At 66.8% G+C, this 13,363-nt stretch carries 14 protein-coding genes; 9 read left to right on the forward strand and 5 right to left on the reverse strand.

Annotated elements, in window-relative coordinates; translation table 11 throughout:
- Positions 1-522 carry a winged helix DNA-binding protein gene (locus tag CAER_RS0106715; protein WP_027234624.1) on the reverse strand — a complete coding sequence of 174 codons (522 nt, stop codon included), beginning with the start codon at positions 520-522 and terminating at the stop codon, positions 1-3.
- Positions 523-731: 209 nt separating this feature from the next.
- Here CAER_RS0106715 and CAER_RS0106720 point away from each other — a divergent pair, with 209 nt between their 5' ends.
- Genes CAER_RS0106720 through CAER_RS0106745 form a run of 6 tightly spaced genes read left to right on the forward strand, consistent with a single transcriptional unit; the run spans position 732 to position 6,156 of the window.
- Entirely contained in the window at positions 732-1,703 is a 972-nt protein-coding gene (locus tag CAER_RS0106720) for a TRAP transporter substrate-binding protein (RefSeq protein ID WP_027234625.1), read from the forward strand.
- 57 nt (positions 1,704-1,760) lie between these two features.
- The gene (locus CAER_RS0106725) at positions 1,761-2,309 is read left to right on the forward strand and encodes a TRAP transporter small permease (protein ID WP_027234626.1); all 549 of its coding nucleotides are present in this window, start codon (positions 1,761-1,763) and stop codon (positions 2,307-2,309) included.
- Between the two features lie 9 nt (positions 2,310-2,318).
- The gene (locus CAER_RS0106730; protein WP_027234627.1) at positions 2,319-3,614 is read left to right on the forward strand and encodes a TRAP transporter large permease; all 1,296 of its coding nucleotides are present in this window, start codon (positions 2,319-2,321) and stop codon (positions 3,612-3,614) included.
- On the forward strand, positions 3,614-4,360 hold the full coding sequence (locus CAER_RS0106735) for a 5-oxoprolinase subunit B family protein (RefSeq protein ID WP_027234628.1): 747 nt from the start codon (positions 3,614-3,616) through the stop codon (positions 4,358-4,360). The genes CAER_RS0106730 and CAER_RS0106735 overlap by 1 nt, the downstream gene beginning before the upstream one ends.
- A complete protein-coding gene (locus tag CAER_RS0106740) occupies positions 4,357-5,373 on the forward strand; it encodes a 5-oxoprolinase subunit C family protein (protein ID WP_027234629.1) in 1,017 nt (338 codons plus the stop codon). The genes CAER_RS0106735 and CAER_RS0106740 overlap by 4 nt, the downstream gene beginning before the upstream one ends.
- Positions 5,374-5,382: 9 nt before the next feature.
- A complete protein-coding gene (locus CAER_RS0106745; RefSeq protein WP_027234630.1) occupies positions 5,383-6,156 on the forward strand; it encodes a LamB/YcsF family protein in 774 nt (257 codons plus the stop codon).
- Positions 6,157-6,198: 42 nt separating this feature from the next.
- Here the strand turns inward: CAER_RS0106745 and CAER_RS0106750 are convergent, their stop codons facing one another.
- Together CAER_RS0106750 and CAER_RS0106755 are read right to left on the reverse strand one after the other, a co-directional pair.
- Positions 6,199-8,595: a 1-deoxy-D-xylulose-5-phosphate synthase N-terminal domain-containing protein gene (locus CAER_RS0106750; protein ID WP_027234631.1), complete on the reverse strand. Its 2,397-nt coding sequence runs from the start codon at positions 8,593-8,595 to the stop codon at positions 6,199-6,201.
- A 22-nt stretch (positions 8,596-8,617) separates the two neighbouring features.
- Positions 8,618-9,820, reverse strand: coding sequence for a methionine gamma-lyase (locus tag CAER_RS0106755; RefSeq protein WP_027234632.1), 1,203 nt, complete (start codon positions 9,818-9,820; stop codon positions 8,618-8,620).
- Positions 9,821-9,933: 113 nt separating this feature from the next.
- Between CAER_RS0106755 and CAER_RS0106760 the strand changes: the two genes are divergently transcribed.
- Positions 9,934-10,392 (forward strand): Lrp/AsnC family transcriptional regulator, encoded by a 459-nt coding sequence (locus tag CAER_RS0106760; RefSeq protein ID WP_027234633.1) that lies wholly within the window; start codon positions 9,934-9,936, stop codon positions 10,390-10,392.
- Between the two features lie 18 nt (positions 10,393-10,410).
- Here the strand turns inward: CAER_RS0106760 and CAER_RS0106765 are convergent, their stop codons facing one another.
- Complete coding sequence (locus CAER_RS0106765; RefSeq protein ID WP_027234634.1) at positions 10,411-11,424, reverse strand: zinc-binding alcohol dehydrogenase family protein; 1,014 nt, start codon at positions 11,422-11,424, stop codon at positions 10,411-10,413.
- Between the two features lie 23 nt (positions 11,425-11,447).
- Positions 11,448-11,738: a putative quinol monooxygenase gene (locus CAER_RS0106770; RefSeq protein WP_027234635.1), complete on the reverse strand. Its 291-nt coding sequence runs from the start codon at positions 11,736-11,738 to the stop codon at positions 11,448-11,450.
- A 103-nt stretch (positions 11,739-11,841) separates the two neighbouring features.
- Here CAER_RS0106770 and CAER_RS0106775 point away from each other — a divergent pair, with 103 nt between their 5' ends.
- Positions 11,842-12,732, forward strand: coding sequence for a LysR family transcriptional regulator (locus CAER_RS0106775; protein WP_027234636.1), 891 nt, complete (start codon positions 11,842-11,844; stop codon positions 12,730-12,732).
- Positions 12,733-12,873: 141 nt separating this feature from the next.
- Positions 12,874-13,206: a GYD domain-containing protein gene (locus CAER_RS0106780; RefSeq protein ID WP_027234637.1), complete on the forward strand. Its 333-nt coding sequence runs from the start codon at positions 12,874-12,876 to the stop codon at positions 13,204-13,206.
- Positions 13,207-13,363: the final 157 nt, after the last annotated feature.

Consider the following 13,363-nt stretch of genomic DNA (forward strand, 5'->3'; position numbering starts at 1 on the left):
TCAGAGCGAGGCGGCGGCGCGGCTGGCCTGGTCGTAATGGCCCGAGAGCGCGCGCAGGCTGCGGGCCAGCTCGCGCAGGTCCTTGCCCGGCAGGTCGGCGGCGGACAGCCCGTCCAGCAGGCACTGGCGGCGCACGTCGCGGTAGGCGGAACACAGCTCCGCGCCCTCGGCGGAGGTGCGGTAGAACACTTCCTTGCCGCGCTTTTCCGAGGCCAGCAGCCCGGCCTTGAGCAGTTTGCGCAGTCCGTAGTTCACCGTGTGGCTGTCCTCGATGTTGAGCAGGAAGCAGATGTCGGACAGGCGCTTGTCCTTGCCGCGGTGATTGACGTTGTGCAGGATCAGGATTTCCAGCGGGTTCAGATCCGGCTGGCCGGCCGCGGCCATGCAGCGGGTCATCCAGCGGGAAAAGGCGTTGGAGGCGATGATCAGGCCGAATTCCAGCTCCGACAGCTCCCAGCCTTCGCCTTCGGCCAGGTGGCGGGAGGAGACGATTCGGCGGGAATCCGGTTTCTTTTCGGCCATCTTTTGCCCCTTCTTTGTTGATAAAACCCCGGCGTTTTATCTGCATGTGGTCATAAAAGGGCAAAGTATCAAGGAGATCAAGCAGGCCGTGGTGCCGGTGGCGGCGGCGGGCCAGGTGCGGGTCTGGCGGCATACATTGGCAAAACGTTGACAAATTATCAGCGTTATGGGTACGATATTGCAATATTTCGCTTTGGGAGGAAATTAAGATGAAGATCACCCGTTTGCTGGGCGGCGCCGCCGTTCTGATTGCCGGTCTGTCGGTTCCGGCGCTGGCCGCGACCTGGGACATGCCAACGCCCTATCCGGACGCCACGTTCCACACCAAGAACATCACTGAGTTTGCCAGCGACGTGGCCGAGGCGACCGATGGCGGGCTGGAGATCAAGGTCCACTCTGCCGGTTCGCTGTTCAAGCACCCGGAAATCAGCAAGGCGGTGCGCAGCGGCCAGGTGCCCGCGGGCGAGTTTTTCCTGTCGCTCCTGGCCAATGACAACCCGGCGTTCGGCGCTGACTCGCTGCCGTTCCTGGCGACCAGCTATGACCAGGCCGAGCGGCTGTGGGCGGCGCAGAAGGACGTGATCGACGGGCTGCTGGACGAGCAGGGGCTGATGGCGCTGTACGCTGTGCCGTGGCCGCCGCAGGGGCTGTACACCACCAAGGAAATCAACAGTGTCGAGGATCTGGCGGGTCTGAAGTTCCGCACCTACAACGCGACGCTGGAGCAGTTCGCCAACCTGGCGGGCGCGGCACCGACGCAGGTTGAAGTGCCGGACATTCCGCAGGCCTTCAGCACCGGCCGGGTCGAGGCGATGATCACCTCGCCCTCCACCGGCGTGAATTCGAAGGCGTGGGACTTCCTGACCCATTACACCGATATCCAGGCCTGGATCCCGAAGAACATCGTGGTGGTGAACAAGCGGGCGTTCCGCCGTCTGGATGAGGCGACCCAGACCGCCGTTCTGGAAGCCGCGGCTGAGGCCGAGGCGCGCGGCTGGGAGATGAGCCGGGCCGAGACCAGCAGCCAGATCGAGGTGCTGAAAGAAAACGGCATCACCGTGTCCGAGCCGTCGGAGGAGCTGATGGACGGCCTGCGCGCGATTGGCGCCGAGATGCTGGAAAACTGGAAGGGCGAGGCCGGGGAGGCCGGCGCCACCCTGCTGAACGCTTACCAGCAGTAACGTGACCATGGCCGGACGCCGGGGCGGCGTCCGGTCTCCTGGGGAGGAGGGGCAGCGATGCGGCCTGTGCTTGATTTCATCTACCGTGCGGCCGGGGGCCTGGCAGCACTGTTTATCGTGGCCATCGTGGCGCTGGTTTTTGCGCAGGTGTGCCTGAACCTTGCTGACAAGATCGCGGTGGCGCTGACCGGAACCGGGGTGGGCCTGACGATCCCGTCTTATGCGGATTTCACCGGCTTTTTCCTGGCCGCCTCGACCTTTCTGGCGCTGGCCTATGCGCTGCGGGCGGGCGGCCATATCCGGGTGACGCTGGTGACCAACCGCTTGCCCCCCGCCGCCCACCGCGCGGCGGAGCTGGGGGTGATCCTGCTGGCGCTGGCGATGAGCGGTTTTGCCACCTGGTACATGGGGCTGCTCTTGCTGGAATCGCTGGAGTTCGGCGACCGCAGCGCGGGCATGGTGTCGGTGCCGCTGTGGCTGCCGCAGGCACCGGTGGCGCTTGGCCTTGCGATCCTCACCCTGGCGCTGGCGGACGAGCTGATCTCGATGCTGCGCGGCGCGCTGCCCTCCTGGGAGGGCAAGGGCGAAAATCTTCTGAGCGAATAGGGGATCACCATGTCGGTTGCCGCGCTTTCCATCATTCTTCTGGTCCTTCTGTTCCTGTTCCTGGGCGCCGGCCTGTGGGTGGCCTTTGCCCTCTTGGGCGTGGGCATCGCCGCCATGGCGCTGTTCACCGAGGCGCCGCTGGGGCTGGTGATGGCCACCACCATGTGGGGCCACAGCAACTCCTGGGCCCTGGCGGCGCTGCCGCTGTTCATCTGGATGGGCGAGATCCTGTTCCGCTCGCGCCTGTCGGAGGACATGTTCACCGGGCTGTCGCCCTGGATGAACCGGCTGCCCGGGCAGCTTTTGCATGTGAACGTCTTTGCCTGCGGGATCTTTGCCGCGGTGTCGGGCTCTTCCGCCGCCACCGCCGCCACCATCGGCAAGCTGTCGATCCCCGAGTTGTCGCGCCGCGGCTACCCCGAGAAGCTGGTGATCGGCACCCTGGCGGGGTCCGCCACGCTGGGGCTGCTGATCCCGCCGTCGATCATCCTGATCGTCTATGGCGTGGCGACTGAGCAATCCATTGCCCGGCTGTTTGTTGCAGGCGTGCTGCCTGGCGTGCTGCTGGTCGGGCTGTTCGTCGGCTATGTGGTGGTCTGGGCGCTGCTGAACCGCAGCCAGCTGCCGACCGAGGACATTGCCGCCACTTTCCGCGAGAAGCTGAAGCGCGCCCGCAGGCTGCTGCCGGTGGTGCTGCTGATCGGCGGGGTGATCGGCTCGATCTATGCGGGCATTGCCTCACCCACCGATGCCGCCGCCGTGGGAGTGGTGCTGGCGCTGTTCTTGTCGTGGCAGTCCGGCTCGCTGACCCGGCAGAGCTTTACCGAGGGGCTGATGGGGGCGACCGTCACCTCCTGCATGATCGCCTTTATCCTGGCGGGGGCGTCGTTCCTGACGGTGGCGATGGGCTTTACCGGCATTCCGCGCATCCTGGCGGAGTGGATCGGCTCCTTGAACCTGTCGACCTTCACCCTGCTGGCGGCGCTGACCATCTTCTTTGTGATCATGGGCTGCTTCCTGGATGGGATTTCGGTCGTGGTGCTGACGGCCTCGGTGATCATGCCGATGGTGCTGGAGGCAGGGATTGACCCCTTGTGGTTCGGCATCTTCCTGGTGATCGTGGTGGAGATGTCGCAGATCACGCCGCCGGTCGGGTTTAACCTGTTTGTGCTGCAATCGCTGACCGGGCGGGACATTCTGACCGTGGCCAAGGCGGCGCTGCCGTTCTTCTTCCTGATGATCGTGGCGCTGGTGCTGATCGTGCTGTTCCCGGCCATCGTGACCTACCTGCCGGAGCAGATGTGATGGCTGAGGAACGCGCAGCACCGCCCGTTCCCGAAATCCGCACGGTGGGGGTGGACGGGATGCTGGTGAGCTTTGGCAGCCGTCTGAGCGAGCCGGCCAACCGCGCCGCCCTGGCGTTCCGCGCAGCACTGGCGGAGGCAAGCTGGGACGGGGTAGAGGAGGTCTCAACCTCGCTGGTGTCGGCCTATGTGCGGTTCGACCTGCGGCATCTGGACCATGCGGCGCTGCGGGCGCGGCTGGAGGCGCTGCTGGCGCAGCGCGACTGGTACGCGGCCGCGCTGCCCGGCCAGCGCCGCCTGTGGCGCATTCCGGCGGTGTTCGGCACCGATCTGGCGCCGCAGCTGCCGCAGGCGGCGGAGGCTGCGGGCATGACGGAGGCGGAGGCGGTGGCCTCCCTCTCGGCGGCGCGGGTCAGGGTGCAGACCATCGGTTTTGCCCCCGGCCAGCCCTATCTGGGCGAATTGCCGGAGGCCTGGGACATTCCGCGCCAGAGCCAGCTGACAACCCGCATTCCCGAAGGCGCGCTGGCGGTGGCGATCCGCCAGCTGGTGCTGTTTTCGGTGGCGACGCCCACCGGCTGGATGCACGCGGGCCAGACCGCAGTGCGGCTGTTCCGCCCGGATGCGGAGGAGCCGTTCCTGCTGCGCCCTGGCGATGAGGTGCAATTCACCCCGGTGACGCCGGAAGAGCTGCAAGGCTTGCGGCGCGATCCGCTGGGCGGCGCCAAGGCGGAGGAACTGTCATGACCGGCTCGTTGACCATTCTGCGCGCAGGGCCGGGGATGACGGTTCAGGACCTCGGCCGCCCGGGCTGGCTGGAATACGGGGTGTCGCGCGGCGGCGCTGCCGATCGGCTGGCGCTGGCCGAGGGCGCGGCGCTGCTGGGGCAGGTGGCGGATCTGGCAGCGGTCGAGATGGCCGGCCTGGGCGGCGAGTTCCAGGCGGACAGCGATCTGCGCATCGCCCTGACCGGCGCGCCGATGCGGGCGAGCATCGACGGCACCGCCGTGGCCTGGAACGCCAGCCACCTGCTGCCCGCGGGGGCGCGGCTGACCATCGGCGCGGCGCAGAGCGGCAGCTATGGCTATCTGCATGTGGGCGGCGGCTTTCAGACGCCGGAGCATCTGGGCGCGCGCTCGGCGCATCTGGCGGCGGGCATTGGTGCTGCGCTAGCGGAAGGCGACGTGCTGGTGACCGGCCCTGACAGCGGCCGTGGCACCGGGCTGGGGCTGACGCCGGAGAACCGGTTTGAGGGCGGCACCGTGCGGGTTGTGGCGAGCCTGCAGACGGCGCTGTTCCCGCAAGCCGAGCTGGAGCGGTTCGAAGGCACGGTCTTCCGCCGCGGGGCGCGCGGCAACCGGATGGGTGTACCGTTGGAGAGCGATGGCGAAGGCTTCCGCCCCGACGGCGCGCGCACGGTGGTGTCTGAGGTGATCGTGCCCGGCGACATCCAGGTGACCGGCGACGGCACGCCTTATGTGCTGCTGTCGGAGTGCCAGACCACCGGCGGCTATCCCCGGATCGGCACGGTGGTGCCCTGCGACCTGCCGCTGCTGGCGCAGGCGGCGGCGGGGGCGGAGCTGCACTTCCGTTTCATTCCGCTGGAGGAGGCGGTCGGGCTGGAACGGGCCGAGGCGGAGCGGTGCGAGGGGCTGCGCAGCCGGTGCTATCCCCTGATCCGCGATCCGCGCAGTATGACGAACCTGCTGTCCTATCAGCTGATCAGCGGCGTGATTGCCGGTGAAGAAGATGTCTTGTGAGGAGATGACATGACCCGAACTGTCGATCTGAATGCCGATATGGGCGAAAGCTTTGGCGCCTGGTCCCTGGGCGATGATGCCGGGCTGCTGGATATCGTGACCTCGGCCAATATCGCCTGCGGTTATCATGCGGGCGATCCGGATGTGATGGCGGCGACGATGAAACACGCGGTGGCCAAGGGCACCGGCATCGGCGCGCATCCGGGCTTTCCCGACCTGCAGGGCTTTGGCCGCCGCCGGATGTCGGTGCCGCACGGGACGCTGGGCAATATGGTGCGTTACCAGCTGGGCGCGGCGCAGGCGATGGCGCGCGCGGCGGGCGGCGCGGTGCGGCATCTGAAGCTTCACGGGGCGCTGGCCAATATGGCCTCGGAAGATCTGGCGATGGCGCGGGCCTGCTATCAGGCGGCTCTGTCGGTGGACCCGGAGATCATCGTGATGGTGCTGGCGGGCACCGCGCAGCAGCAGGCTGCGCAGGAGCTGGGCTGCAAGACGGCGTGCGAGATCTTTGCCGACCGCGCCTATAACGATGACGCGACGCTGGTGGACCGCAGCCTGCCCGGCGCGGTGATCCATGATCCGGCAGAGGCCGGGCGGCGGATGGTGGAGATGGTGCGCGAGGGCGCGATCATCACCGCCAGCGGCAAGCGCATCCCGGCGCGGATTGATACCATCTGCCTGCATGGCGACACGCCGGCCGCGGTGGCGATTGCCGCCGATGTGCGCCGCGCGCTGCAGGACAGCGGCGTCGAGCTGGCCCAGTTCAGCGGCGCGGTGCTGTAAGAGCGTGAGGCGGGGGCAGAAAGCCCCCGCATTTTTCAGACCTCAGCTGCGCGCCATCGCGGCAAAGGCGCCGCGGGCGGCCCGCTTGCCTGCAGTGAGGCCGTTCACCTTTTCGACGATGGCGGCGGCGTCGATGCCGTGGTGGCGGTAGAGGTCGCCGATGGTGCCGGTCTGGCCGAAATGCTCCACTCCCATCGGGATGGTCTGATGGCCCGCGACCGAGCCCAGCCAGGACAGGGTGGCGGGGTGGCCGTCGATCACAGTGATCAGCTTGCAGTGCGGCGGCAGCGCACTCATCAGGGTTTCGGCATGAGACTGCGCCGCGGCATTGCCGCGCGAGCGCGCCCGCTGGGCGGCGGTCCAGCCGGAGTTCAGCCGGTCGGCGGAGGTCACCGCCAGCACGCCGATGTCGCGGCGGTCCTCAGCAATCATGCCTGCGGCCTTGATCGCCTCGGACGCGACGGCGCCTTGGTAGGCAATCACCACCTCGCAGTTCGGCCCCGGCGGGCGCAGCCAGTAGGCGCCGTCGATGGTGCCCTGCCGGAAGGCGTCATCGGCCCGTTTGCCGGGCTGCTCCAGCGGGCTGGTGGTGAGGCGCAGATAGACCGAGCCGCCGGTCTCATCCCGCAGCCAGGTGCGTTCGTCCGGGTCGCCCTCGCCGTCGCGCTGCACATAGTCGAAGGCCCATTGCATGATCACTGCCAGCTCATCCGCGAAGGCGGGTTCAAAGGCGGCGAGGCCGTCCTGGCTCATGCCGATCAGCGGGGTGCCGATGGACTGGTGCGCGCCGCCTTCGGGCGCCAGGGTGACGCCTGAGGGCGTGCCCGCGAGGATGAAGCGCGCGTCCTGATAACAGGCATAATTCAGCGCATCGAGGCCGCGGCTCACGAAGGGGTCATAAACGGTGCCGATGGGAATGAGCCGCTTGCCGAACAGCGAATGTGAGAGGCCGGCCGCGCCCAGCAGCAGCATCAGGTTCATCTCGGCGATGCCCAGCTCGATGTGCTGGCCCTCCGGCGTGAATTCCCATTTCGCGGTGGAGGGGATGCGGTGCTCGATGAAGGCGTCGGCCTGGGCGGTGCGGGAGAACAGCTTGCGCCGGTTCACCCAGGGGCCAAGGCTGGTGGTCCCGGTCACGTCCGGCGAGGTGGTGACGATGCGGTCGGCCAGATCGCTGCTGCCCTTGGACAGATCGTCGAGGATCTTGCCGAAGGCCATCTGGGTCGAAATCTCGCGGCCGGTGGGGGCGTCGATTTCGGGCACCGCCAGCCGGGCGTCGGCATAGCGGCGGGTGCCTTCGGCGAAGAACGGCACCTGGGACAGGAACTTGCGCAGGCCTTCCGGGTCCTGGACGGTGGCGAGGGGGTCCCACTCCTGCCCCTCGGGCACGCCCATATGCGCCTGCCACTGGGCGAACTGGGTGGAGTTCATCAGGCCGCCGTGGTTGTCCTTGTGGCCCGCAATTGGCGTGCCCCAGCCCTTGACCGTGTAGGCCAGGAAGCAGACCGGGCGGTCGTGGTCGATGGCGTCGAAGGTTTCGGCCATCGTCTCGACGCAGTTGCCGCCGAGGTTTTCCATCAGCGCCGCCAGTTCAGAATCGCTGCGGCGTTCGATCAGGGCGGTGACGTCGCCCTGGTCGCCGAGGTCGTCAAGCAGCCGCTGGCGCCAGACCGCGCCGCCCATGAAGGTGAGGGCGGAATATTCCTGGTTCGGGCAGGCGTCGATCCAGCCGCGCAGCTTGTCGCCGCCGGGCTCGGCAAAGGCGGCGCGTTGCAGGACACCGTATTTCACCCGCACCACGTCCCAGCCGAAGGCGTCGAAGATCTTCTCGATGCGTTCGAACAGCCCCTCGCGGACGATGCCGTCGAGCGATTGGCGGTTGTAGTCGATGATCCACCAGCAATTGCGCAGATCGTTCTTCCAGCCCTCCTGCAGGGCCTCGTAGATGTTGCCCTCGTCCAGTTCGGCGTCGCCGGCCAGGGCCACCATGCGGCCCATCGGGGCGTCTGCGCCCCAGCTTTTGGCGGTGATGTAGTCCTGGATCAGCGAGGCGAAGGAGGTGATCGCCACCCCCAGCCCGACCGAGCCGGTGGAGAAATCCACGTCGCAGGTGTCCTTGGTCCGGCTGGGGTAGCTTTGCACCCCGCCGAAGCCGCGGAAGTTCTCCATCTTGTCGCGGGTCTGGTTGCCCATCAGGTATTGCAGGGCGTGAAAGACCGGGGCGGCGTGGGGTTTCACCGCCACCCGGTCTTCGGGCCGCAGGGCGGAGAAATAGAGCGCCGTCATGATCGAGACCATCGAGGCGGAGGACGCCTGATGCCCGCCCACCTTGATGCCGTCCGCCTTGGGGCGGATGTGGTTGGCGTGGTGGACCATCCAGTGCGACAGCCACAGGAGCCGCTGTTCGATGGTCTTGAGGTGGGCAGGATCGGGGCGCATGGCGGTCTCCTTGACTGGCGGTTTATTCGGCGGCCTGGAGGGCTGCGGGGGGCAGGGCCTGCTCCAGATCGGCGATGATGTCTTCGGCGTCCTCCAGCCCGACCGACAGGCGGATCAGGCCGTCGCTGATGCCGTGCTCGGCGCGCTCTTCCGGCGTGTAGGTGGAGTGGGTCATCGAGGCCGGGTGCTGGATCAGGGTCTCCGCGTCGCCCAGTGACACCGCGCGCTGGATCATCTGCAGGCGGTTCATCAGGGCGATGCCGCCGGTCAGGCCGCCCTTGGCCTCGAAGGCGATCATGGCGCCGGGCTGGTCCATCTGGCGCTCCGCGATGGCGTGCTGTTGAAAGCTGTCGAGCCCGGGGAAATAGACCGCGCCGACGGCTGGGTGCGCCTCAAGGTAGGCGGCGACGGTGCGGGCGGTGGCGCAGTGGCGGTCCATCCGCAGGTTCAGGGTCTTGATGCCGCGCAGGATCAGCATCGCGTTGAAGGGGGCCATCACGGCGCCGGTCATGTCCTTCATGCCGACCAGGCGGATTTCGGCGATCTGCTCGGCGGTGCCCACGACCAGGCCAGCCACCACATCGCCGTGGCCGCCCAGGTATTTGGTGGCGGAATGCAGCACGATGTCGGCGCCGTGTTCGATCGGGCGGGTCAGGTAGGGGGTCGCATAGGTGTTGTCGACCACCACCGTGGCGCCCGCCGCATGGGCGATTTCAGAGGTGGCGGCAATGTCGACCAGGCGCATGTTGGGGTTGGCCGGGGTCTCGAAATAGACGACGCGGGTCTTATCCGACACTGCTGCGCGCAGGTTTTCCGGGTCGGTCATGTCGACGTGGGTGATGGTGACGCCCCATTTCGCCAGCCCGTGGCGCATGAAGGCAAAGGTGCAGCCATAGAGCGTCTTGTCGACGATGACCTCGTCGCCGGGCGACAGCAGCGTCCACAGGACTGCGGTGATCGCGCCCATGCCGCTGGAGAGGGCCAGGCCCGCCTCGGCGCCCTCAAGCACTGCGATGCGCTGTTCCAGCAGGTCGCAGGTGGGGTTGGAGATGCGGCTGTAGATATGGCCCGCGCGCTCGCCCGCGAACATCTCGCCGCCGGCCTCGGCGGTTTCAAAGGTGAAGGTCGATGTCAGGTGCAGCGGCGGGGTCAGCGCCCCGTCGTGGTCCTGCGGGTCATAGGCGTGGTGAATGGCGCGGGTGGCAAATCCTGCGGAACGGGTCATGTCTGGCTCCTGATCTCTGTTATTGCCATATTGCGCCTGTCTGGAGGGTGGTGGATTGCCAATTATGCTATCTTACGCGTACAAATTGGCATAATCTGCCAATAGAGGGTCTCATGGACAGCAAAGACAGACAGATCATCCGCGCCTTGCAGCGCGACGGGCGGATGACCAACCAGGATCTGGCCGAGGCGGTGAACCTGTCGCCCTCGCCCTGCCTGCGCCGGGTGCGGAACCTGGAGGCCAGCGGGGTGATCCGCGGCTACAGCGCCGATGTGGACGCTACGGCCTATGGCATGGCGATCACCGTCTTTGTGCGGATCCGGCTGGAGCGGCACAATGAAACCGACGTGCAGTCCTTTGAGGGCCGGGTACGGCGGATGGACGAGGTGCTGGAGTGCCATGTGCTGACCGGGGCGATGGATTACCAGCTGCGGGTGCTGGTGCCGGACCTGGAGGCTTATGAGAGCTTTATCCGCAACCGCATTCACCCGATTGGCGGCATTGCCTCGATCGACACCAGTTTCGTTTACGGGACAGTCAAGAAGACGGCGGTGTTCCCGCCGGCTTCCTGACCAGTTGGCAGCGGGCCGTCAGAAGCCCTCCAGCACGATCTTGCCGCGGGCCTTGCCGCTCTCCAGCAGCGCGTGGGCGCGGGTGATATTGGCGGCGTTGATGACGCCGAAGGCTTCGGTTGCGGTGGTTTTGATGCGGCCCGCATCGACCAGCCCGGCGACCTCATCGAGGATGGCGCCCTGGCGGGCGATGTCGGCGGTGGCGAAGACCGGGCGGGTGAACATCATTTCCCAGTGGATCGACACGGACTTGCCCTTGAACGGCATGATGTCAAAGCTTTCGGGATCGTCGATCAGCCCGAAGCGGCCCTGCGGTGCGATCAGCTCTGCAATCTGCGGCACGTAGCTGCCGGAGTGCTGGGTGGCAAAGACAAAGGCCGGGGCGCCGATGCCAAGCGCGGCGATCTGGCCGGGCAGGGCCTGGGAGTGGTCGATCACGTGATCGGCGCCGAGTTTGCACACCCAGTCCTGGGTTTCAGGGCGTGAGGCGGTGGCGATGACGGTGGCATCGGTCAGCTGTTTCAGCAGCTGGATGGCAATCGAGCCGACGCCGCCGGCACCGCCGATGATCAGCACCGCATTGGCTGCACCGGACACCGGGCGGGTGACGTCCAGGCGGTCGAACAGCATCTCATAAGCGGTCAGCGTGGTGAGCGGCAGCGCCGCGGCGGCGGCATTGGCGGCGGAGGCGGGGGCATGGCCCGCGATGCGTTCGTCCACCAGGTGGTATTCGGCATTGGTTCCGGGGCGGTCGATGGCGCCGGCGTACCAGACGCGGTCGCCGGGTTTGAACCGGGTGGCGGCCTCGCCGGTTGCGGCGACCTCGCCCACCGCGTCCCAGCCGAGGATGGCGGGGCTGTCGCCTTCGGGGGCGCGGCGCTGGCGGATCTTGCAGTCCACCGGGTTGACCGAGACCGCCTGCACCCGGACCAGCAGGTCGTGGCCGGCGGGTTCGGGCTTGTCGGCCTCGAAATCAATCAGCGCGCCGGGGCGGTCGATGGGGCCGGTGCTGGTGTAGCCTACAGCTTTCATGTCGTGTCCTTCCTTGCGCCGGCTCAGCCGATCAGGGTCATTTCGTGCAGGGTGAATTCGGCCACTGCGCCCTCGGTGGCGTCCATGTAGGCGGCCAGATGGGGGGCCTGCATGTGGGTCTGCCACAGCGCGCGGCTCTCCCAGGTTTCATAGAACATGAAATGGGCGGGGTTTTCGTTGTCCTGGTGCAGATCGTAGGTGATGCAGCCATCCTCGGCGCGGGTGATGGCGATCAGCTTTTCCAGCTCGGCCTTCACCAGCTCGGTTTTACCGGGGTTGGCGGTGATGTTGGCGACGATGGTCAGGTTGGGCATTGGCTAGGTTCCTTGGGTGTTTCTGTGCTGAGGGAAAGATACGCGCTGGAGATTTCCGGATAAACGGGCCAGGGTCGGAATGATAATCCGGGGAATCCGTATAATGCTGATCGACAATATCCGCCTGTTCCTGATGATCGCCGAGAAGGGCAGCCTGGTCGCCGCCGGGCGCGAGCTGGGGTTGTCGGCCACCACCGTGTCGGAGCGGCTGGCGGCGCTGGAGGCGCATTACGGCGTGGTCCTGTTCAATCGCACCACCCGCTCCATCAGCCTGACGGAGGCGGGGCGGACGCTGGTGGAGGGCGCCCGGCTGGTGCTGGGCGAGGTCGATGATCTGGACGCCCGCATCCGCCACGGGGCGCAGACGCTGTCGGGGCCGGTGCGGGTCAGCGCGCCGGTGGATCTGGGCCGCAGCATCCTGTCGGATGTAGTGGCGGGTTTCGCCGCGGAGCATCCTGCGATTTCGGTCGAGCTGTCGCTGTCCGACGGCTATGTCGATATCGTCGGCGAGGGGTTCGACATTGCGCTGCGGTTTGGCGCGGTGACCGACAGCACCCTGCGCATCCGCAGCCTGGGGGAGTTCCAGCGGATCGTCTGCGCCGCGCCATCCTATATCGCGGCGCATGGCGCGCCGCAGTCGCCCGGGGATCTGGCGCAGCACAATTGCCTGGTGATGCGGTTCGGGCGGACCCTGGACAATGTCTGGCGCTTTGGCAGTGGCAAGGCACAGCAGGCGGTGACCGTGCGCGGCAACAAAACCGTGAATGACGGCTGGCTGGTGCGGCAATGGGCGCTGGCGGGGCAGGGGATCATCCTGAAATCGGAGCTGGATGTGGCCGGTGACCTGAAGGCCGGACGGCTGGTGGCCCTGCTGGAAGACTATCTGCCGCCGCCCAATCCGCTGCAGATGATGTTTCCGCCGGGGCGCGCGCAGCCGCGGCGCGTGCGGGTGCTGGCAGAGGCGATCAGCGCCGCGCTTCCGGTCAGCGCTTAGGACGGGCGCGGAACCTTTGCCCGGTTTCAAATGCCAAACGGCCCGGTCTGTGCTATCATCCGGCCCCGGGGGCATGCGGGCCGGACTGTCCGGCATCGTGCCCAGGAGCGGCTCGCCTCACCACCCCCAGGGAGAGTCAGAATGCCAAGATTTATTGTGACCGGTTGTTACACGTCCTCTGCCATGAAGGCGATGGTCGAAAGCCCAAGCGACCGCGAGTCTGCGTCGCGGGCTGTTGTCGAAGCAGCGGGCGGCACCCAGGAGAATTTCTATCTGACCACGGGTGAAAGCGATTTTGCGATCACTGTAACCATTGATGACGTCTCTGCCCTGCTGGCCGGCCTGCTGGCTGTCGGCGCCAGCGGTGCAGTCAGCAACCTCAAGACCGTGCGGGCCTTCTCCTCGGATGAGTTCACCGAAATGCAGAAGAAGGCGGGCGGCATTGCCGGCGCCTACAAGGCGCCCGGGAAGTGAAAACCGTCTGAGCCGGGTTTTGTGATCTGACAGTTCAGCTGTGCTGCGGCCGCCTGCAATTCCAGCGCGGCCGCAATCTCCGTGCGAGGCCCCATCGGCAGGGGGGCTGGCGTGCTCCAAATAGTGTCGAGTCGAAATAATACTTGCAAAACGTATC

The sequence above is a fragment of the Leisingera caerulea DSM 24564 genome, assembly GCF_000473325.1.
Lineage (GTDB): Bacteria > Pseudomonadota > Alphaproteobacteria > Rhodobacterales > Rhodobacteraceae > Leisingera > Leisingera caerulea.

Excerpts from the sequence above, each read along its gene's own strand:
- CAER_RS0106740 (WP_027234629.1), top strand. The coding sequence starts at position 4,357 with ATGACCGGCTCGTTGACCATTCTGCGCGCAGGGCCGGGGATGACGGTT.
- CAER_RS0106770 (WP_027234635.1), bottom strand. The coding sequence starts at position 11,738 with ATGCCCAACCTGACCATCGTCGCCAACATCACCGCCAACCCCGGTAAA.
- CAER_RS0106755 (WP_027234632.1), bottom strand. The coding sequence starts at position 9,820 with ATGACCCGTTCCGCAGGATTTGCCACCCGCGCCATTCACCACGCCTAT.
- CAER_RS0106780 (WP_027234637.1), top strand. The coding sequence starts at position 12,874 with ATGCCAAGATTTATTGTGACCGGTTGTTACACGTCCTCTGCCATGAAG.
- CAER_RS0106775 (WP_027234636.1), top strand. The coding sequence starts at position 11,842 with ATGCTGATCGACAATATCCGCCTGTTCCTGATGATCGCCGAGAAGGGC.
- CAER_RS0106715 (WP_027234624.1), bottom strand. The coding sequence starts at position 522 with ATGGCCGAAAAGAAACCGGATTCCCGCCGAATCGTCTCCTCCCGCCAC.
- CAER_RS0106745 (WP_027234630.1), top strand. The coding sequence starts at position 5,383 with ATGACCCGAACTGTCGATCTGAATGCCGATATGGGCGAAAGCTTTGGC.
- CAER_RS0106750 (WP_027234631.1), bottom strand. The coding sequence starts at position 8,595 with ATGCGCCCCGATCCTGCCCACCTCAAGACCATCGAACAGCGGCTCCTG.
- CAER_RS0106725 (WP_027234626.1), top strand. The coding sequence starts at position 1,761 with ATGCGGCCTGTGCTTGATTTCATCTACCGTGCGGCCGGGGGCCTGGCA.
- CAER_RS0106730 (WP_027234627.1), top strand. The coding sequence starts at position 2,319 with ATGTCGGTTGCCGCGCTTTCCATCATTCTTCTGGTCCTTCTGTTCCTG.
- CAER_RS0106760 (WP_027234633.1), top strand. The coding sequence starts at position 9,934 with ATGGACAGCAAAGACAGACAGATCATCCGCGCCTTGCAGCGCGACGGG.
- CAER_RS0106765 (WP_027234634.1), bottom strand. The coding sequence starts at position 11,424 with ATGAAAGCTGTAGGCTACACCAGCACCGGCCCCATCGACCGCCCCGGC.
- CAER_RS0106720 (WP_027234625.1), top strand. The coding sequence starts at position 732 with ATGAAGATCACCCGTTTGCTGGGCGGCGCCGCCGTTCTGATTGCCGGT.
- CAER_RS0106735 (WP_027234628.1), top strand. The coding sequence starts at position 3,614 with ATGGCTGAGGAACGCGCAGCACCGCCCGTTCCCGAAATCCGCACGGTG.